This is a genomic window from Chitinophaga sp. (genome assembly GCF_039596155.1).
In the GTDB taxonomy this organism is placed as follows: Bacteria; Bacteroidota; Bacteroidia; order Chitinophagales; family Chitinophagaceae; genus Chitinophaga.
Map to the genome: position 1 here is coordinate 139,019 of NZ_JBCNKF010000003.1, position 19,522 is coordinate 158,540.

A 19,522-nucleotide genomic window follows, 5' to 3' on the forward strand; every position below is an offset into this window, starting at 1 on the left:
TTGTCTTCTCGCTGGAATGGTCTGCAATTGTGTGTGGTGCAGGTAATTACAGGAATATTAAACACCTTCTCTTACAGAAAGTAATTGTTTTACCATGTCTTCCAGCTCTTTAACCCGTTTTTCAAGGTCCGGCAAATTTCTAAAAATTGCCTGACTTTTTAATGAACTTTTGTAGTCAAAAGCAGGAGATCCCATCAGAGCTGTATTAGACTCTGTGATAGATTTGGAGAGACCGCTCTGGGCATTGATCTTGGTGCCATCTGCCAGTTGGATATGACCTACCAGCCCTACCTGACCACCGATCACGCAGTTCTTTCCGATCTTGGTACTACCAGAGATACCGGTCTGTGCTGCGATTACAGTATTTGTATCGATATCCACGTTGTGAGCGATCTGGATCAGGTTATCCAGTTTTACCCCCTGGCGGATAATTGTAGATCCCATGGTCGCTCTGTCGATAGTCGTATTCGCACCGATCTCTACATCGTCATGAATCACGACGTTACCGATCTGAGGTACTTTTTTGTATTTACCATCAGGCTGAGGTGCAAAGCCGAAGCCGTCGCCACCGAGTACGCAGTTTGCATGCAGGATGACCCGCTTGCCTAACACACAGTTCTCGTACACCTTCACACCCGGGAATATTACAGTGTCATCGCCTACAACCACGTTATCACCCAGGTATACACCCGGATAGATCTTCACGTTATTGCCCAGTACGACATTTTCACCCAGATAGGCAAATGCACCAATAAATACATTACTACCTGTTTTTACAGAAGCAGGCACAAAAGATGGCTGTTGAATACCGGTTTTGTTACCTACCAGCTGCTTATATTGTTCCAGAAGCTGGGCGAAAGCACTGTAGGCATCTTTTACCCTGATCAGGGTAGACTTTACCGGACGCTCTGTAACCAGGCTCTCGTTCACAATGAGTATGGAAGCATTGGTCGTGTAGATGAATTCTTCATATTTGGGATTGGCTATAAAACTGAGCATCCCTTCACCAGCCTCTTCGATTTTGGCGATGTTATTCACTTTTACGTCCGGGTTGCCTTCCAGCTTACCATCTAACATGGTAGCCAATTGTAATGCGCTAAACTGCATAGTTAATAATTAATATAGTTATCCAGGCGGTACCAGTTTTATGATTTAGTTGACAGCCATTTAGTTATACATTATCTACAATCTATCATTCATAATCCTGTGTTGCTTAGATTTTTGGATGACAAATGTAGAATTTTTTTACGGGTATAGCCAGTGTATGACTAACCAATGCATTATCTATAGACGAAATATCTTTGACTGTCCCGTCCTTAAAAAGGATGTTAATCCTCTCATTATTAATGTTGTACGCGCTTAAACTGGCTGTTCCTGTGAAGACAAAGTAATCTAGATCATGGCCAGAAATGCCATATCTTTCTTGTACCTGTGTTTTCAATAAAGTTATGGCCGAGGTATCAAAAGCCTCATTGCTGAGCAGGCATTTAAATAAATTCCTGTTTGTCAACCATTTACATAACAAGGAAAGGACAGGATCCGTATGCGTGGACCATACCTTAATCGCGCTTAAAATATCATAGTCATCCAGCAGACAAAACTGTTGCAGGCAGGCTGGCTCCTGTTCGAAGTTGGCAGCCGTGATAGTATGGTACAGGAAATATGTTAATGCCGGTGAGGCATATAATGATACTCCCTTAAGTGCCAGTTCCTTAGCTCGCTTCAGTATTTTGACCAGCATATTCTCTGCACTCAGTACTGTCTTGTGCAGATAAACCTGCCAATACATCAACCGCCGCGCCACAATGAACTTCTCTATAGAATAAATTCCCTTTTCTTCCACCATCAGCTCATTCCGTTGCACAGTCAGCATCTTTATAATACGGTCATAACCAATTACTCCCTCAGAAACACCCGTATAAAAGCTGTCGCGGTTCAGGTAATCCATCCTATCCACATCCAGCTGGCTCGACACCAGTTGATGCAGAAACGTTTTATGATAACGTCCGTTGAAGATTTCTATTGTCAGACTCAAAGCTCCGTTCAGCTCCTTATTCAATTCCTCCATCAGCCACTGGCTGATTTTCTCGTGGGAAACCCCTTCAATAATTCCGTTTTCCAGGGCATGAGAATAAGGCCCGTGACCTATATCATGCAGAAGAATAGCCATCTTAGCAGCAATCTCCTCTTCATCCGTAATTTCTACCCCTTTCCCCTTCAACTCAGACAATGCACAACTCATCAGGTGATAAGCGCCCATACTGTGATGAAAACGGGTATGCATTGCTCCCGGATAGACCAGATGTGCCAGCGCCATCTGATGAATACGGCGCAAACGCTGGTAATAAGGATGGGAAATCAAGGCAAAGATCAGCGGATGATCTATCGTGATGAAGCCATACACCGGATCATTTACAATTTTTCTCTTGCGTTCTGCCATTTTTACCGTTACCCTTTAGCTTGGGCAAAGCTACGTTAAGGAATTATTATCTTTAACTTTTTCTAATGTATAAGACGCCTTCCGATCCTCCTTCCCCTATATCTTCTTCGATTTTCCTATTTTTATTGCAAAAATTGATAATATTTGGACAACTATCACCAAATCAACTGTTATTTAACAATTTATTGTGCCAATATCCCACATAGGGAACATTTTTTGACAGTAGAGAATGGTATATTGGCTAAATAGTTGCCGGCTGAAACTAATTTATCTTACTCCTAACTATTACTTGCATGAGTCAAATAAATATACTCTGGGTAGATGACGAAATAGAATTACTGAAATCACAAATCATGTTCCTGGAAAATAAAGGATACAAAGTGTCTGCCCTTACCAATGGGTACGATGCCCTGGAATTCCTGAAGGAACAGGTGATCGATGTCGTGTTGCTGGATGAGTCTATGCCCGGTATTACCGGACTCGAAACCCTCGCCAGGATAAAGGAGATAGATCAACAGATACCTGTAGTCATGATCACCAAAAATGAGGCGGAAAATGTTATGGACGAAGCCATCGGCTCCCAGATCACCGACTACCTCATTAAACCAGTGAATCCCAACCAGGTACTCCTCTCGCTAAAAAAAATAATTGATAATAAGCGACTTGTGGCCGAGAAAACCACGATCGCCTACCAGCAGGACTTCCGCTCTTTATTCATGGCCCTGAACTCGGGACCGGATTATAATGAGTGGATGGACCTTTATAAAAAGCTGGTTTACTGGGAAATGGAAATGGCTAAGACCAACAATCCTGAGATGATGGAGGTCTTAAATACACAAAAGGCTGAAGCAAATACAGAATTTGCCAAGTTCATCTCCCGCAACTATGCCAGTTGGGTAAGCCCCAAAGCCAAGGATGCCCCGGTTATGTCGCACTCTGTATTTAAAGAGAAAGTGGTGCCGCAGCTTGATAATGAAGTGCCTAACTTCTTCATTATCATAGATAACCTGCGCCTGGATCAGTGGAAAGCCATTCTTCCCATCTTCCTGGATTCCTTCAGGCTGGTCACCGAAGATACCTTTTACAGTATACTCCCTACCTCTACTCAATATAGCCGTAATGCCATCTTTGCAGGGCTGCTACCCATCGATATTGAAAGCCGTTTTCCACAGCAATGGAAAAACGATGATGAAGACGGAGGGAAGAACCTGCACGAAGAAGAATTCTTTGCCGATCAGCTGAAACGCCTGAAACTGGATACCCGTTTCTCCTATACCAAGGTGACCACTCATAATGATGGTCAGCACCTGGTGAATAACATTCACAACCTGTTGGCCTATCCGCTGAATGTGATTGTATATAACTTTGTGGATATGCTCAGCCATGCACGTACTGAAATGGAAGTGCTGAAAGAACTGGCTGGTGATGAAACTTCTTATCGCTCTATTACTGCCAGCTGGTTCGAACATTCACCATTGCACCAGGCGCTGCGCAAAGTGGCAGACCGTAAGATTAACCTTATCATCGCGACAGACCATGGCAACGTGAGGGTAAAAACACCGGTAAAAGTGATCGGAGATAAGCAAACTACAACGAACCTGCGCTATAAACATGGCCGTAATCTGAACTATGACGCCAGAGACGTGCTGGCCTTCAGAGATCCCCGCGAAGCAGGCTTACCCAAACCGAATGTCAACTCCTCGTACATCTTTGCCAAAGAAGACGGCTACCTCTGCTATCCTAATAATTACAACTACTTTGTAAACTTCTATCGCAACACCTTTCAGCACGGTGGTATTTCGCTGGAGGAGGTCATTGTACCACTGGCAAGGTTGGTGAGTAAATAATCTTATTTTTGTACCATGAACTTCAAAGTGACACCCAATAACCTGACCCGTCTCGAAAAGATCTTTGGAGAGGCTAAGTATGAGTTACGTTTTGAAAAAGGAACGTTCAACTCAGGCTATTGTGTACTCGAACATAAAAAGGTCGTGGTGGTTAATAAATTTCTGAACCTGGAAGGCCGTATCAATACGCTGCTGGATATCCTGGGTTCGATGGAACTGGATGAAAGTGTGCTAACCCCTGAATCCCTCAAGCTCTACAAACAGATTGTGGAAAACAGGAATACCGCTGCTGATGCGGCCGACGAAGAATCCACTCCTACTTCACCAGAACAACCATCAGAGAATTGAAAGTAACTTTCTTAGGAACAGGCACCTCTCAGGGCGTACCCGTCATTGCTTGTGGCTGTCGGGTATGTACTTCCACCGATAAGCATGATAAGCGACTGCGCAGTAGTATTCTCATATCTGATACACCCGCAGGCAATATCGTTATCGATACCACCCCTGACTTCCGCTACCAGATGCTGAGAGCAGAAGTAAAACACCTGGAAGCTGTATTGGTAACCCACTCTCACAAAGATCATATAGCCGGTATGGACGACATCCGTGCCTTTAATTATTTTCAGCAGAGAGCGATCGATATTTTTGCAACTTCATTAACGCAGGAAGGTATCATACGTGAATTTGCATACGCATTTGCAGAGCATAAGTATCCGGGCATTCCGGAACTGAACCTTCGCACCATCGGTAGTGAGCCATTTGATGTAAATGGGTTGACATTTATTCCTATCAACGTCATGCACCATAAGATGCCCGTGCTGGGTTTCCGTTTTGGCGACTTCACATACATAACTGATGCGAATTTCATTGCACCTGAAGAAAAAGAAAAGATCATTGGTTCCCGCATTATGGTAGTTAATGCCCTGCGTAAGGAGAAACATATCTCTCATTTCACGCTGGAAGAGGCGATTGCCCTCGCCCAGGAATTAAAAATACCCCAGGTATACTTTACGCATATCAGTCACCAGATGGGATTGCATGCCGAAGTATCACAAGAGCTTCCTGCCGGGATGGCACTGGCATACGACGGCCTGGAGATCGATCTCTGATACCGGCTGCAGGTCGCAGTTGAAAAAACGCTTTTGCTATAGGTAAAGGCGTTTTTTTCGTTTAAATTGGGATAGCAAGTTTGTTAACCTATGAAACACCCATTCTCGCACTTTACAGCGCTTGAACGAAGAGGCATCATCGTGTTGATGCTCCTTACGATAATCAGTATGTATACCCCGGCTATCGTCAACCATTATTTCCCGCTAAAAACAGGAACAGATACCTGCTTCGCACGGGACATTGCCGATTTTCAGGCCGCATTAAAGAAAGATACGCCTAAGCAACATACGTCTAAGCAACATATTACTTTTTCGCGCCCGCGGCAATCAGTGATCACCATCGACATAAACAAGGCTGATTCTGCCGCCTGGGAGTCATTGAAAGGAATAGGACCTGTGCTGGCTGCACGAATTATCCGCTTTAGAGATAAATTAGGTGGTTTTTATGCCATCGCCCAGATCAGGGAAACTTACGGCCTCCCAGACAGCACATTTAACAAAATTCAACCTTACCTGCGATTGAATGCAGTTTCTCTAAAAAAACTGGACCTCAACACCGCAGATGAACAAACTTTGGCCCAACATCCTTACATAAGGTACAAACTGGCGCGGTTAATTGTGCTGTATCGCAATAACAACGGGCCTTTTAGCCAGCCATCTGACCTTCTTGGCATACCATTGGTGGATGATAGTATTTATCGTAAAATTGAACATTACATCAAAACAGCAAAACCCCCGATATGAACTTCGAACCAACAGAAATGCAGCAGCAGATCACGCAGGTGATCCGGGATTTCGGAAAAGCGCACATTCAACCGCACGTTATGGAATGGGATGAAACCCAAACTTTCCCGACCCCACTTTTTAAACAACTTGGCGAATTAGGCTTAATGGGGGTATTAGTACCACAGGAATACGGCGGCAGTGGCCTCGGATACCTCGAGTACGTTACCGTAGTCAGCGAAATCAGTCGCTTCTGCGGCGCCATCGGCCTGAGTGTAGCCGCGCACAACTCCCTTTGCACCGGCCATATTTTACAATTTGGATCTGAAGAACAAAAGAAACACTACCTCCCAAAACTGGCCAGCGGCGAATGGCTGGGCGCCTGGGGCCTCACTGAGCCCAATACCGGCTCCGATGCCATGAACATGAAGTGCGTAGCAAAGAAAGATGGAGACGAATGGGTACTGAATGGCACCAAATGCTGGATCACACATGGTAAAAGTGGAGACGTGGCCGTAGTCATTGCCCGTACCGGCAATGTGCGGGATAGCCATGGTATGACGGCCTTTATTGTAGAAAGAGGTACACCAGGCTTCAGCGGTGGTAAAAAAGAAAACAAACTGGGCATGCGTGCCTCGGAAACCGCAGAAATGATCTTCGACAATTGCCGTATTCCAGCCGCAAATATGCTGGGCAATGAGGGAGAAGGATTCATTCAGTCTATGAAAGTACTGGATGGAGGACGTATCTCCATTGCCGCACTTTCCCTGGGTATCGCCAAAGGCGCGTACGAAGCAGCCCTTCAGTACGCACAGGAACGCCATCAGTTCGATAAGCCTATTGCCAGCTTCCAGGGTATCTCCTTCAAACTGGCTGATATGGCTACAGAGATCATGGCAGCTGAACTGCTCACCATGCAGGCTGCCTCGGGCAAAAGCAAAGGCCAGAAGGTAACACAGCATGCCGCCATGGCCAAATACTATGCCTCGGAGGTAGCCGTAAAAACGGCCAACGAAGCAGTGCAGGTATTCGGTGGCTATGGATATACCAAAGACTTTCCTGTAGAGAAGTTTTACAGAGATGCGAAGTTATGTACAATAGGAGAGGGAACTTCCGAAATCCAGAAGCTCGTCATTGCCCGTGAAGCCCTGAAGTAAAGTAATCGTATCACTCCTGAAGGCCGGCCACAGGCGGACCTTTCCTGTCCTGGCTACTTTCAGCATACAAAAGCAGTATAAGACTGATCCACTGGTGAAGTGCGATCAGTCTTTTTTTTATAACCTATTTATTATCTTTCATCTATATAAACCATTATGTCATGACCTTTGAAGAACACTTACATCAGATGTTCCCGACGGCAGACGCCATCCCGGCGAATTTCCTGCTACCGGAAGAGATTCATCAGCGTGAATACCTCTCCGGCGGTGAAATGAAACCCTGGAACGGCGATGTCCATACCGTTCTTTCCCCGGTAGCTGTGCAGACCCCAGAAGGCCTCAAAAGAAAAGTAATTGGCTCCTATCCGCTGTGCGGCCAGGCGGAAGCCCTTGCAGCCCTTGATGCAGCCGTACTCGCGTACAATGATGGCCGTGGAGAATGGCCAACCATGCCTGTTTCCGAAAGAATTGCCTGCATGGATAAGTTCACAGGCAAAATGATCGCCAGGAAAGATGAGATTGTAAAACTGATCATGTGGGAAATCGGGAAGTCCTTTGCAGACTCTGTAAAGGAATTTGACCGTACCATCGAGTACATCAATGCCACGATCGATGCGCTGAAAGATCTTGACCGCAATTCCAGCCGCTTTGAAATTGAACAGGGCATTATAGGCCAGATACGCCGTTCTCCATTAGGCGTGGTATTGTGTATGGGACCATTCAACTATCCGCTGAATGAGACCTTCACGACCCTGATTCCCGCACTGATCATGGGCAATACCCTGCTGTTCAAACCTCCCAAGCATGGTACTTTATTGCACTATCCATTGCTGGAAGCCTTTGCAGACTGTTTCCCCAAAGGGGTAGTTAATACTATTTATGGCCGTGGAAATGTGATCATAGCGCCGCTCATGGAGTCCGGCAAGATCAACGTACTCACCCTGATCGGTAGCAGTAAAGTGGCAAATCAGCTGAAGAAGATGCACCCGAAAGTAAACCGCCTGCGTGCGATCCTGGGGCTGGATGCAAAGAATGCTGCTATAATCACAGATAAGGCGGATTTAGACCTCGCTGTAAAAGAATGTGTGTTAGGCTCACTTTCTTTTAACGGGCAGCGCTGTACGGCTATAAAGATCATTTATGTACATAAGCAGGTCGCCGATGCATTCATTGAGAAATTCAGTGCCGCAGTAAGTAAACTCAAAATCGGGATGCCATGGGAGAAAGACGTTTTCCTTACGCCCCTCCCTGAGCCACAGAAACCCGCTTATCTGCAGGAATGCATTGCAGATGCAATAGCGAATGGTGCAAAGGTGATGAACGAAAACGGAGGTACTACATTCGAATCTTTTGTATATCCGGCAGTGTTATACCCGGTAAATGATAAAATGAAGCTGTACAGGGAAGAACAATTCGGCCCAGTCATTCCAATCCTGCCGTTTGACGACATAGAAACACCGATCGACTACCTGATAGCATCAGATCATGGGCAGCAGGTAAGTCTCTTCAGCAATGATGCCGACGAACTGGCTTCGCTGATCGATCCGCTGGTAAACCAGGTAAGCAGGGTAAATCTGAATTGTCAATGTCAGCGCGGACCAGATATTTTCCCATTCACAGGAAGGAAGGATTCTGCTGAAGGAACATTGAGTGTTCCGGATGCTTTGAGAGCATTCTCTATTCGTACAATGGTAGCTACAAAACAGACGGAAGAGAACAAAAACCTCTTAAATGAGATCGTAAGTGAACAGAGTTCAAACTTTTTGTCAACAAAATATATCTTTTAAACAAGATTCTATCAGTGCTGTTTTTGAGTTAGAATATTATTTGTAAGGTTTTTAACTATGTGCTAAAATTTTAATGTATTGATACTGTCTAAACTTTTTGATAAAAAAGTGAGTAAAAGCTAAATAAGGTGCTGGATTTTTGAATTAAGAACGTTAAATTTGGGTTAATTCATCACTCTTTACCAATTTATCAACCTCCTACAAAAAGAAAAGACAATCGAAACAACTTTTACGCAACCAAAAGAAAAAGGCTTCCTCTTAGAGGAAGCCTTTTTTATTGTGCCAATGTCTGTTGCTTAGTGTTCCAGGAAGTCGTTGTCTTTTTCTTCTTTACCAGCTGCTTCGGCTTTCTTTTCGATGTCATTAAACCATTTCTCGACAGTACCTGCCAGGAATACGGGCACCTTACCACCTACATACTCTTTCAGTATCTCAAAGGTCTTAATGGCCTGTTCGTTGGTAAGACCGGCTCTTTCTTTCAGTTCTTTTAAGAGGTCCATTTATTGCTATTTGTTTAAAGGTAATGAAAAATCCGCACCTCCCGGGGGGAACCTTCCATAAAGCAAAATCCCTTCTACCACTGGCAGAAGGGATCTTGCTTTATTATTTTCAATTAGGCAACTTTCAATTGCACCAATGTTGATTTATCCAGTTTTTCTTCTGCATAAGCTCTTGTGAGTATGAAAGAACTTTCATTCGAAGAAGGCAGGTTAAACATTGCATCGCTTAATACCACCTCGCAGATAGAACGAAGGCCACGGGCACCTAATTTATACTCCATTGCCTTTTCGACGATATAATCCACTGCATCATCTTCAATGATCAGGTCAATACCTTCTACTTTGAACAGTTTCTTGTATTGTTTCACCAGTGCATTTTTAGGCTCTGTCAGGATCGCTTTCAGTGCTTCATTGTCCAGAGAGTTCAGATAAGTTACCACTGGCAAGCGTCCCAGCAATTCAGGAATCAGGCCAAAGGCCTTTAAGTCCTGGGAGTTGATGTAACGGAGTATATGTTTCTTGTTCTCTTCCTCTTTCTCTTTATTCACAGTAAACCCGATGGAATGAGTCTGCACCCTGCGGCTGATGATTTTATCAACACCGTCAAAGGCACCACCACAAATGAACAGGATATTCTGTGTATTCACTTTGATCAGCTTCTGCTCAGGGTGTTTACGACCACCTTGTGGAGGTACTAATGCTTCGGTTCCTTCCAGCAGTTTCAGCAGACCCTGCTGCACACCTTCACCACTCACGTCGCGGGTGATGGAAGGATTATCGCTCTTACGGGCAATTTTGTCGATCTCGTCAATATAGACAATTCCTCTTTCTGCAGCCTCTACATCGTAGTTACATACCTGCAGCAGGCGGGTCAGGATGCTTTCCACATCTTCCCCTACATACCCGGCTTCGGTAAATACGGTTGCATCCACGATGGTGAACGGAACATTCAGCAGGCGGGCGATAGATTTAGCCAGCAGGGTTTTACCCGTACCGGTCTCACCTACCATAATGATATTCGACTTCTCAATTTCCACATCGTCGTCCCCTACCTGTTGGTTTAGCCTTTTATAGTGGTTATAAACAGCTACTGCCAGTATTTTTTTTGCATCATCCTGTCCGATCACATATTCATCGAGGAATTTCTTGATCTCCTGGGGTTTGGCCACTTTAGGAACAAAGTGGGAGGGGGCTTTTTTCCCCTGTTGTTGAAACAATTCCTGTTCTATGATTTCCTGTGCGTTTGCCACACAGTTCTCACAAATATGGCCATCTGCACCAGCTATCAAAATCTGTACTTCGTCTTTGGAACGGTTACAGAATGAACAACGTATTTTGGACTCTTTCATAGCTTACAAAGGTACAATTAAAAGGGGGAAAGGGTAGCATTTAAATAGAGAAGCAAAAGTTAAAAAGAAAAACCGACAGTGAAGCACGGTTTCTCTTTCTAAATTTTGCTTCTTATTAGAATTTAAAACTAATTACTGAGGCGTAGTACCGTCGAGCAGCTGTTGCTTTCTAGGGTTTCTGGTGAGTACGTCATCGATGATACCGTATTCTTTTGCTTCATCGGCAGTCATCCAGTAGTCACGATCAGAATCCTTTTCAACTTTCTTTACAGGCTGACCGCAATGGCCGGCAATGATCTCGTTCAGCTCTTTTTTCAGCTTTACGAACTCGCGGGCAGTGATCTCAATATCTGAGGTCTGTCCTTCTGCACCGCCATGAGGCTGGTGAATCATTACACGTGCGTGTTTCAGCGCTGTACGTTTGCCTTTGGTTCCTGCCACCAGCAGTACGGCTCCGAAAGAAGCAGCCATACCTGTACAGATTGTCGCTACATCCGGAGCGATGATCTGCATGGTGTCATAGATACCTAAGCCAGCATATACGCTACCACCAGGACTATTGATATACATCTGTATATCGCGGGTACGGTCGGTAGACTCAAGGAACAGCAATTGTGCTGTGATAATATTAGCTACATAGTCGTTTACCGGATCGCCCATGAAGATGATGCGGTCCATCATCAAACGGGAAAACACGTCCATAATCGCCATGTTCATCGGGCGCTCCTCGATGATATTGGGAGTTAAGGCATTGATCTGGTGACGGGTATAGCTATCTACTACCAGGCTACTGATCCCTCTATGCTGGATGGCATATTTCCTGAATTCGTTATTAATGTTCATGATGGTGATGTTTATTAGGTAATTTAGCAAATTCTTCGGCTGTTACTTCCTCTTCCTTCACATTTACCTTTTGTTCTGCCCAATCAAACAGTTTTTGAGTCACCATCTCACGATAAGTCTGATCTACGAATTTTTCATCCTGCAGCAGGCGCTCCAGGTAGCTATCCAGCCATTCTGCACCATCTGCAGCAGCCGCACCACCAAAATAGCCCATTACTTTCTGTTTGGCGCTTTCCTTCAGTTCATCAAAGGATACGTCCAGTTTATTTTCGCGGATCAGTTTGTCGCTGATCAAAGTCCAGCGCAACTGATGATCAAATCCAGGATACTCTTTCTCGGCTTCTTCAGCAGTCTTTGGCTTTTCGCCACCCTGCTGCAGCCAGCGTTTCAGAAATTCTTTGGGCAGTTCAATAGGAGTTTCGTGTACCAGCACCTCGAACAGTTCGTTGTGCAGGTGGTTACGGCTCTCGGAATCCCAGTACTTTTCTATTTCGGATTTCAGTTTCTCACGGAAGGCTTCTTCTGTGGTTACCTCATCCTTAGGGAATACTTCTTTGAAGAACTCTTCATTCAGTTCCCTCTTTTCAATTACTTCAACTTTCTCCAGGGTCAGTTTGAAGTAACGTTGTGCGTCTGCATCATTATGACCATGGAAACCCAGATCGTGCAGAATATCATGTAAAGCAGCTGCATCAAATGAAGTAGCCAGGAAGAATACGATGCTATCGCCCTTTCCTTTACCCTTCAGCTGTTCCTGAATAGGAGCAGAGAACTGCTTTAATTTAATGGCATTTTCTTTCTGAATACCGCCTTCCAGTACGTTACCTGCCTCATCGCTCTCTTCGAACTTAACAGTCAGGAAATCATTTTCGGAAGATACTTTATCAGTTTCTACATTCTTACCACCTCTTTCGAGCAGGTTGTCAACTTCCTTGTCCAGCATTTCGCTGGTCACTTTAATCTTATAACGGCTCAGGGTTGTTTTACCATCCTGCAGCGGAGTTACCTCAAAAGCAGGTTTCAGGCCGATTTCAAAATCGAAGTTATATTCGGTAGGATTGTTATGATCGAAATTTTTAGGTTCCTTCTCCAGAGGCAAAGGCTGAGCGAAGATCTCAACTTTCTCATTCTGCAGGTAGCCAGTGAGTTCCTTCTCTACAGTTTTCAGTACTTCATCCGCGAAAATGGCCTGACCGTGCATTTTTTTCACCATTCCTGCTGGCACCATTCCTTTACGGAAGCCAGGTATATTGGCGGTTTTGCTGAGCTGCTTTACTGCTTTGTCATAATTGGGAAGATAATCTTCCTGGCTCACTTTCACAGTGATCTTATCATTCAATAAACCGATGTTTTCTCTGGTAACGGTTGCCATAATTAATTTTAATAAATGTTCTTGTATGAAGCAATAATAATTCCTGAATTGAAAGTTCTGCCATGAAGTCACGAAGGCACGAAGGAATGGCAGCTATGTGGGAGTTACTTTGTGACTTAGTGCCTAAATGGCAATATTTTTTATAAGCTGTATGCCGAATTGTATAAAAAAAGTGCGGGTGGAGGGACTCGAACCCCCATGCCGTGAAGCACCAGATCCTAAGTCTGGCGTGTCTACCAATTTCACCACACCCGCATACACTCTAACGTGTTAAGAACTACTTTCCCCTGCCTTGACATGCTGTGGAAAGGACGGCAAAGGTATTGTTTTTTATGAATTTAAAAAAAATGTCTGTAGTTAAATCAGTGCCTTTTTGACTGACGACGGTCTGAACAGGTAAAACAACATCATATTTATTACTACTATTCCTGTACAGCCCGCACATACTAACGGCCACTGTCCATTGTTCCAGAGGAATAACCCAATCGCTGACCCCCCGGCTCCTCCTATAAATGTCGTTGTCATATACACCGTGTTAAACCTGTTCCTCGCCTCCGGTTTTAATGCGTATATAATGGTCTGGTTAGTCACCATGATAGACTGATGCCCCACATCTACCAACACAATTCCGACTAAAAGTAATATTATATTGCTACCAGTAAAGTAAAATGCACCAAAACTAAGTAGTTCCAGTACCAGTCCAATGATGATATTCCTTCTCGGATCCCTGCCATCACTCAGCTTCCCTACCAGCGGTGCCGCCAGCGCACCTGCCGCCCCCGCTATTCCGAACATGCCGATCTGTGCCGACGTATAGTTAAAAGGCGCATCGGAAAGGAATAAGACCATCGTTACCCAGAAAGCACTCAATACCGCAAATGATAAAGCATTCATCACCGAAGCCTCCCGCAACCGGGGATGTGTACGGGCATAATGGGCTACGGTACGCATTAATTCTCCGTAATTACTCTTCAATGTCGGCTGACTTACTGGGAACCGGAAATACATTAGCACCAGCAGCACTGTACAAATACCGGCCGCGATATAATACATTTCTCTCCAGCCGGATAACGCACCCACCGTACCACTCACGGAACGGGAAGCCAAAATGCCTACCAGCAAACCACCCATGATGGCACCAATGATGCTGCCCCGTTTATGATCCGGTGCAAGGTGAGCCGCCAGCGGTAATATCAACTGAGGTACCACAGATGATATGCCGATCAGCAGACTCGCTGCCTGTAATACATAGAAGTTCTGTGCGGTAGCCGCCAGCAATAAGGCACCTATCGCCACCAGGGTGGTAATCAGGATCTGTTTCTTACGTTCAAGGATATCTCCCAGCGGTACCAGGAGCAATAACCCCAGCGCATATCCGATCTGGGTGAGGTAGGTGACACGCCCGGCGGCGCTTTCTTTTAGTCCCCATTCTTTGGCGATCAAAACGATCAGGGGTTGGCAATAATATATATTGGCGACGATCAATCCGGTACAGGCCGCCATGAAAGCGGTGTCTGCTTTTCCAAGGTGTTTTTGTTCCATTGCAGGAGCAAAATTAGGTATACTATTTCAACACCCGGCTTGCCCGTCATTTAAAAAGACAATAATTACCTGTAATTATTCAATAATCCTACTGCCCCCGTCGCAAGGAATTTTGCCCCATAGGCAATAGCTCCTTCATTGAAAATGACCTTTGGATGGTGCAGGTAGTATCCACCACAGGCCGGATCCTGTGCTCCCAACAGGTAAAACATGGACGGCACTTTCCTGGAGTAATGTGCAAAGTCTTCTCCCGCCAGCAGGGGAATTACCTGCCTGCTGTTGCCCGCACCGAATACGGTATCCAGACTTTGAACCAGCTTGCTATGTACCTGCCCATCGTTTAGCACACTTGGCAGGTTATAATAAAGGTCGAACGTGATCTTTGCATCAAACGCAGCCATCAGGCCGGTTATGATCTTATCGAGCCGGCTGATAATGTCGTTGTAGGTGTCCAGGTCCAGTGAACGGATGGTACCTTCCAGCACCACCCTGTCAGCAATCACATTGGGCGCCACCCCACCATTGATCTTGGTAAACGACAATACTGCCGTTTCCGTAGGCGCTGTATGTCTTGCTACAATCATTTGTGCAGAAGTGATCAGTTGAGCAGCTACAGCTACAGCATCTACACCCAGTTGTGGGGCTGCGCCTGCATGGGCTGCCTTGCCTAATACCTTGATAGAGAAGAAACCGGTACATGCCAGTGCTGGTCCCAGTGCATAAGTGATCTGACCAACGGGCAATGATGGGTCCACATGCAGTCCCAGCGCTGCCTGTACATCGTCCAGGTATCCTTCTTCCACCAGCCGGTGTGCGCCTGTTTTGCCTTCCGGATCGCCATTAGGACCTTCTTCTGAGGGCTGAAACAGGAACTTCACCGTACCCTGGAAGTCTGTATCTTTTAACAGTGCTGCCGCACCTATCAGCATAGTCGTATGCAGGTCATGTCCACAGGAATGCATTTTACCGGCAATGCCAGAGGCAAAAGGTAATCCCGTCTCTTCCTGCATAGGCAGGGCATCCATATCTGCACGGATCGCTACAACAGGCCCCTCGCCTTTACGCAGGCTGCCAATCACACCTGTACCACGGGCTGCCCCTGTAGTATAAGATATGCCTAGCCGGTCAAGCTCCTGCTTTACCAGCTGAGATGTCTTTTCCTCCTGATAACCCAGTTCCGGGTTGGCATGAATCTGTCTTCTGATCTGTATAAGTCTGGCTGATAATTGCTCGTCCATTTATTCCACTTTACTTAAGGTATCCTCAAGATAAGCGGTTTTTACGATATTCTCTTGGAGAGCAGCGATACCGTTTCCTGAACACCGCTGTGAAGTAGTTCGCCCCTCTGTAGCCGGTGTTATAACTGATTTCTTTGATGCTAAGTGTAGTCTGCGATAGTAGCGTAGCCGCTTTTTTCATCCGCAGGTGTTCGATATACCCTCTGGGGCTAACCCCTAATAGCTCTTTGAAAGCCCGTTCAAAAGTGTTGATGTGCATATCTGCCTTCTTGCTCAGATCTGCTATGGCCAGGTGCTGGTGATAGTGATGCTGAATGTACAGGCATACCTGTTTCAGCTTACCTGCCTGTTCCCCATTCTGCAGGTATTTAGGGGTAAGGGCATTGAAATACTGGGTAAGCAGTGTTTCCAGCTTCTCTTCCACAAAAGCCGTTTTTTCTGACTCCTCCAATGGGCAACGCCGCAGGTCGTTCAGTAATTTCAGATCCGTTGCATCCATCCTGATAGCGGGAAGTGTTGTACCTCTGCGCGCCTGTTTTTGTTGTTGCTGATAAATTTCATCAAATGACGGATGCCGGGAAATGAACCTGCTGAAAAAAGAAGGCGAAAAGGAAATGCAGATCATCTCATAATTACCCGATCGCAGGTCTGCAGTGTTCTGAGAGTGAGACGGGACGTAGTATATCCCGAACTCTTTTTCAATCAGCATTATTTTACCCTGTCCCTGTAGCCGGCAGGAGATATTGCCTTTCAAAATGCAATACATAGCCAGCATAGGCGTGGGGGTAGAGGGCCGTAACCGTACCTTTTCCCGGATAAAACATTGTTGCCAGCTGATTAGCCAGTCTGCTCCCTTGATTTCCTGCGTAATGTAACTGCCGAAAGGTGCTTCTATATAAGTGGTAGCAGAGGTAGGTGATAGCAGATATTGCTTGAATTGTTCCGGCAGATGTGTGGATATGCGGATATGTGGCTGCATTTTTTCAGGGATCCCGAAGTGCAGCCCAGGGGGATATTGGTTGGACATCGTTATCGTATTTAATGTGTGATTGTGAGAAAAAATTTTGGGTTAGTTGTAGCAAATTAAGGGATATCACTGCGGCTGCATTGCATATCAATAGCCCTGTTATCCAATAGAACCGCCAAGCGGGTCATTTATGACAAGGGTAATATTATTATCTTAGCTTTATATTCATTAAACCCCATTCGTTATGACTACACAAGAGATTGCCACCAAACTGGTAGCGTATTGCGCTGAAGGAAAGTTCGAGCAGGCACAAACTGAATTGTATGCTGATGATGCGGTGAGCATTGAACCTTATGCTACACCCAATTTTGCAAAGGAAACCAAAGGACTGCCAGCGCTGCAGAAAAAGATTAAGTTTTTTATGGATGGATTAGATGCGGTACATAGTATCAAAGTATCTGATCCACTGGTGGTCGCAAATGCTATTTCCTTCACGATCGACATGGATGTGGATATGAGAGGACAGGGGAGAATGAATATGGCGGAGATCTGCGTCTATGAAGTGAAAGACGGAAAGGTCGTTTCTGAACAGTTCTTCTTTTAACGGCTTTTTCAGCTGCTGCCCGATCCTATTGCTTTTATACCGCAGGTCCAAAAGCAATAGGATCGTTTTTTTTCTTTTATTACCTTGGCATCCTACTGTCTAAATCGCATTTGCTTATGAAACGAATCTACCTCCTGGTATGCCTCCTGGCTATGGCTTCGCCAATGATGGCACAGCAAACTCAAAAACCCCCCTTACATGGAAAACATTGGATGGCTGTTACCGGCAAACCATTGGCTGCTACCGCAGGGTCTATGATCTTTCAGAAGGGAGGTAATGCAGTAGATGCTGCCTGTGCTATGCTGGCCGCTACCTGTACCATGTGGGATGTATTGAGTTGGGGTGGTGAAACACAAGCCCTCATCTATAATCCTAAAACAAAGAAAGTCATTGCCATCAATTCATTGGGTGTAGCGCCTACCGGTGCCACCCCTGCATTCTTCAAAAGCAAGGGATACAACTTCCCGCCTGAATATGGCCCACTGGCAGCTGTTACTCCAGGTACGCCAGGAGGACTTTGCCTCATGCTGGCAAACTATGGTAAACTCAGTCTGAAAGAAGTCCTGGCACCTGCTATGGAAATGGCTGCAGGTTATCCAATAGAAGCACAGACGGCCAACAGTATTGAACGTGCAAAAGAAAGGATCAAAGGCTGGCCATATAGCAAAGCCGTTTTCCTGACACATCCCGGTGAAAAGAGAGAAGCACCGGATGCAGGTGAGATCTTTGTACAGAAAGACCTGCTGGCTACATTGACCAAAATGGTAGAAGCAGAACAAGAGGCACTTCGCAATCACAAAAGCCGTAAAGAAGCTATTATGGCCGCTTACGATCGTTTTTATAAAGGTGACATTGCAAAGGAATTTGTAAGAGGTTGCCAGGAGCAGGGCGGTTTGATCACGATGAATGATCTGGCTACATGGAAGCCTGTGGAAGAAGAACCGTTGCATGTGAATTACCGCGGTATAGAAGTATACAAATTACAAGCCTGGACACAGGGCCCTGCCATGCTGCAAAGCCTGAACATACTGGAGAACTTCGATCTTAAAAGCATGGGCTACAATTCATCGCAATATATCAATACGCTTTATCAGACCATGAGCCTTGCATTTGCAGATCGTGATTTCTATTATGGGGACCCTGCTTTTTCACACAACCTGCCCATGGATGGATTGCTGAGTAAAGCATATGCAAAAGATAGGGCAAAACTGATTAATCCGGCTCAAAATGAGCCTGGATTAAGTCCGGGTGATCCATATGCCTATGAAGGCAAAAAGAATCCATTTACGGCCTTATTAAACGTACACAATGCACTGACGGATACATCCATTCATCTCAACCAGGGTTTCCTGCCTAAACACGATGCAGCAGCGCTGCTGCATATCCCGGCTACTGACCAGATGATGGCAATGAACGATAGCACCTATATGGATAGGTTATGGAGAGGTACCACCAGCGTGGAAGCAGCTGATGAAGAAGGCTGGGTAGTATCTGTAACGCCCAGCGGTGGTTGGACACCAGCTTGTATCGCAGGGCATACAGGGGTAGGTATGAGCCAGCGTATGCAGTCCTTTGTGTTGGATTCTGCGGTATGTCCTTTCAATGTAGTGGCGCCCGGCAAGCGTCCACGTGTAACACTCACCCCTAGTATGGCACTGAAAGATGGCAAACCATTTTTGTCTTTTGCAGTACAGGGTGGCGATACACAGGATCAGAACCTCTTACAGTTCTTTCTGGATATTGTAGAATTTGGCATGACAGTGCAGCAGGCTACTGAAGCTGCAAATATCAATACCAACCAGTTATGGTTATCCCTGGGCGGTACCCAGGTTAAAGATCGTGTGCCGCATCCGGGAGAGATCCTGCTTAACAAAAATACCCCTGACAGCGTGCGCACCTCACTTATTAAGATGGGGTACAAACCTACTTACGGCGAACGTACCAGTGGTCCTGTAAACGCTATTTTCCTTGATAGGGACCATGGTAGTCTGTGGGGCGGTAGCAGCAACCATGGAGAAGATTATGGCATTGGCTGGTAATATAC

17 protein-coding genes and 1 tRNA gene are annotated in these 19,522 nt (G+C 45.5%); 8 read left to right on the forward strand and 10 right to left on the reverse strand.

What is annotated here, in order from left to right; translation table 11 throughout:
- Positions 1 to 57 precede the first annotated feature (57 nt).
- Together lpxD and ABDW33_RS04250 are read right to left on the reverse strand one after the other, a co-directional pair.
- Positions 58 to 1,107 carry a UDP-3-O-(3-hydroxymyristoyl)glucosamine N-acyltransferase gene (lpxD, locus tag ABDW33_RS04245; RefSeq protein WP_183288878.1) on the reverse strand — a complete coding sequence of 350 codons (1,050 nt, stop codon included), beginning with the start codon at positions 1,105 to 1,107 and terminating at the stop codon, positions 58 to 60.
- A 106-nt stretch (positions 1,108 to 1,213) separates the two neighbouring features.
- Positions 1,214 to 2,440: an HD domain-containing protein gene (locus ABDW33_RS04250; protein WP_343688822.1), complete on the reverse strand. Its 1,227-nt coding sequence runs from the start codon at positions 2,438 to 2,440 to the stop codon at positions 1,214 to 1,216.
- A gap of 293 nt (positions 2,441 to 2,733) precedes the next feature.
- Between ABDW33_RS04250 and ABDW33_RS04255 the strand changes: the two genes are divergently transcribed.
- The 6 genes from ABDW33_RS04255 (at position 2,734) to ABDW33_RS04280 (ending at position 9,063) form a co-directional block, all read left to right on the forward strand.
- Complete coding sequence (locus tag ABDW33_RS04255) at positions 2,734 to 4,287, forward strand: response regulator (protein WP_343688823.1); 1,554 nt, start codon at positions 2,734 to 2,736, stop codon at positions 4,285 to 4,287.
- Between the two features lie 15 nt (positions 4,288 to 4,302).
- Positions 4,303 to 4,635: a hypothetical protein gene (locus ABDW33_RS04260; RefSeq protein ID WP_343688824.1), complete on the forward strand. Its 333-nt coding sequence runs from the start codon at positions 4,303 to 4,305 to the stop codon at positions 4,633 to 4,635.
- Positions 4,632 to 5,396: an MBL fold metallo-hydrolase gene (locus tag ABDW33_RS04265; RefSeq protein WP_343688825.1), complete on the forward strand. Its 765-nt coding sequence runs from the start codon at positions 4,632 to 4,634 to the stop codon at positions 5,394 to 5,396. Before ABDW33_RS04260 ends, ABDW33_RS04265 begins: the two co-directional genes overlap by 4 nt.
- Positions 5,397 to 5,486: 90 nt before the next feature.
- Positions 5,487 to 6,140 carry a helix-hairpin-helix domain-containing protein gene (locus tag ABDW33_RS04270; protein ID WP_343688826.1) on the forward strand — a complete coding sequence of 218 codons (654 nt, stop codon included), beginning with the start codon at positions 5,487 to 5,489 and terminating at the stop codon, positions 6,138 to 6,140.
- Positions 6,137 to 7,276 carry an acyl-CoA dehydrogenase family protein gene (locus ABDW33_RS04275; RefSeq protein ID WP_343688827.1) on the forward strand — a complete coding sequence of 380 codons (1,140 nt, stop codon included), beginning with the start codon at positions 6,137 to 6,139 and terminating at the stop codon, positions 7,274 to 7,276. Before ABDW33_RS04270 ends, ABDW33_RS04275 begins: the two co-directional genes overlap by 4 nt.
- Before the next feature lie 161 nt (positions 7,277 to 7,437).
- Positions 7,438 to 9,063 carry an NADP-dependent glyceraldehyde-3-phosphate dehydrogenase gene (locus ABDW33_RS04280; protein WP_343688828.1) on the forward strand — a complete coding sequence of 542 codons (1,626 nt, stop codon included), beginning with the start codon at positions 7,438 to 7,440 and terminating at the stop codon, positions 9,061 to 9,063.
- Between the two features lie 296 nt (positions 9,064 to 9,359).
- On the opposite strand, the gene ABDW33_RS04285 is transcribed toward ABDW33_RS04280, so the two are convergent.
- The 8 genes from ABDW33_RS04285 to ABDW33_RS04320 all read right to left on the reverse strand — a co-directional run bounded on the left by ABDW33_RS04285 (position 9,360) and on the right by ABDW33_RS04320 (position 16,934).
- Positions 9,360 to 9,563, reverse strand: coding sequence for a hypothetical protein (locus ABDW33_RS04285; protein ID WP_146970726.1), 204 nt, complete (start codon positions 9,561 to 9,563; stop codon positions 9,360 to 9,362).
- Between the two features lie 113 nt (positions 9,564 to 9,676).
- Positions 9,677 to 10,912: an ATP-dependent Clp protease ATP-binding subunit ClpX gene (clpX, locus tag ABDW33_RS04290; RefSeq protein WP_343688829.1), complete on the reverse strand. Its 1,236-nt coding sequence runs from the start codon at positions 10,910 to 10,912 to the stop codon at positions 9,677 to 9,679.
- A gap of 132 nt (positions 10,913 to 11,044) precedes the next feature.
- Complete coding sequence (clpP, locus tag ABDW33_RS04295; RefSeq protein ID WP_343688830.1) at positions 11,045 to 11,755, reverse strand: ATP-dependent Clp endopeptidase proteolytic subunit ClpP; 711 nt, start codon at positions 11,753 to 11,755, stop codon at positions 11,045 to 11,047.
- Positions 11,745 to 13,127: a trigger factor gene (gene tig / locus ABDW33_RS04300; RefSeq protein ID WP_343688831.1), complete on the reverse strand. Its 1,383-nt coding sequence runs from the start codon at positions 13,125 to 13,127 to the stop codon at positions 11,745 to 11,747. Before tig ends, clpP begins: the two co-directional genes overlap by 11 nt.
- 173 nt (positions 13,128 to 13,300) lie before the next feature.
- Positions 13,301 to 13,382, reverse strand: a tRNA-Leu gene (locus ABDW33_RS04305).
- Between the two features lie 102 nt (positions 13,383 to 13,484).
- Positions 13,485 to 14,669, reverse strand: a complete 1,185-nt coding sequence (locus ABDW33_RS04310) for an MFS transporter (protein WP_343688832.1) — start codon at positions 14,667 to 14,669, stop codon at positions 13,485 to 13,487.
- 65 nt (positions 14,670 to 14,734) lie between these two features.
- Positions 14,735 to 15,907, reverse strand: coding sequence for a M20 family metallopeptidase (locus ABDW33_RS04315; protein ID WP_343688833.1), 1,173 nt, complete (start codon positions 15,905 to 15,907; stop codon positions 14,735 to 14,737).
- 25 nt (positions 15,908 to 15,932) lie between these two features.
- On the reverse strand, positions 15,933 to 16,934 hold the full coding sequence (locus tag ABDW33_RS04320; RefSeq protein WP_343688834.1) for an AraC family transcriptional regulator: 1,002 nt from the start codon (positions 16,932 to 16,934) through the stop codon (positions 15,933 to 15,935).
- A gap of 184 nt (positions 16,935 to 17,118) precedes the next feature.
- Between ABDW33_RS04320 and ABDW33_RS04325 the strand changes: the two genes are divergently transcribed.
- Positions 17,119 to 17,478: a SnoaL-like domain-containing protein gene (locus ABDW33_RS04325; RefSeq protein ID WP_343688835.1), complete on the forward strand. Its 360-nt coding sequence runs from the start codon at positions 17,119 to 17,121 to the stop codon at positions 17,476 to 17,478.
- A gap of 116 nt (positions 17,479 to 17,594) precedes the next feature.
- Positions 17,595 to 19,517, forward strand: a complete 1,923-nt coding sequence (locus ABDW33_RS04330; RefSeq protein WP_343688836.1) for a gamma-glutamyltransferase — start codon at positions 17,595 to 17,597, stop codon at positions 19,515 to 19,517.
- Positions 19,518 to 19,522 lie beyond the last annotated feature (5 nt).

Coding starts and splice junctions, on each gene's coding strand:
- clpX (WP_343688829.1), bottom strand. CDS start 10,912: ATGAAAGAGTCCAAAATACGTTGTTCATTCTGTAACCGTTCCAAAGAC.
- clpP (WP_343688830.1), bottom strand. CDS start 11,755: ATGAACATTAATAACGAATTCAGGAAATATGCCATCCAGCATAGAGGG.
- ABDW33_RS04310 (WP_343688832.1), bottom strand. CDS start 14,669: ATGGAACAAAAACACCTTGGAAAAGCAGACACCGCTTTCATGGCGGCC.
- lpxD (WP_183288878.1), bottom strand. CDS start 1,107: ATGCAGTTTAGCGCATTACAATTGGCTACCATGTTAGATGGTAAGCTG.
- ABDW33_RS04320 (WP_343688834.1), bottom strand. CDS start 16,934: ATGTCCAACCAATATCCCCCTGGGCTGCACTTCGGGATCCCTGAAAAA.
- ABDW33_RS04250 (WP_343688822.1), bottom strand. CDS start 2,440: ATGGCAGAACGCAAGAGAAAAATTGTAAATGATCCGGTGTATGGCTTC.
- ABDW33_RS04330 (WP_343688836.1), top strand. CDS start 17,595: ATGAAACGAATCTACCTCCTGGTATGCCTCCTGGCTATGGCTTCGCCA.
- ABDW33_RS04260 (WP_343688824.1), top strand. CDS start 4,303: ATGAACTTCAAAGTGACACCCAATAACCTGACCCGTCTCGAAAAGATC.
- ABDW33_RS04280 (WP_343688828.1), top strand. CDS start 7,438: ATGACCTTTGAAGAACACTTACATCAGATGTTCCCGACGGCAGACGCC.
- ABDW33_RS04270 (WP_343688826.1), top strand. CDS start 5,487: ATGAAACACCCATTCTCGCACTTTACAGCGCTTGAACGAAGAGGCATC.
- tig (WP_343688831.1), bottom strand. CDS start 13,127: ATGGCAACCGTTACCAGAGAAAACATCGGTTTATTGAATGATAAGATC.
- ABDW33_RS04325 (WP_343688835.1), top strand. CDS start 17,119: ATGACTACACAAGAGATTGCCACCAAACTGGTAGCGTATTGCGCTGAA.
- ABDW33_RS04275 (WP_343688827.1), top strand. CDS start 6,137: ATGAACTTCGAACCAACAGAAATGCAGCAGCAGATCACGCAGGTGATC.
- ABDW33_RS04285 (WP_146970726.1), bottom strand. CDS start 9,563: ATGGACCTCTTAAAAGAACTGAAAGAAAGAGCCGGTCTTACCAACGAA.
- ABDW33_RS04255 (WP_343688823.1), top strand. CDS start 2,734: ATGAGTCAAATAAATATACTCTGGGTAGATGACGAAATAGAATTACTG.
- ABDW33_RS04315 (WP_343688833.1), bottom strand. CDS start 15,907: ATGGACGAGCAATTATCAGCCAGACTTATACAGATCAGAAGACAGATT.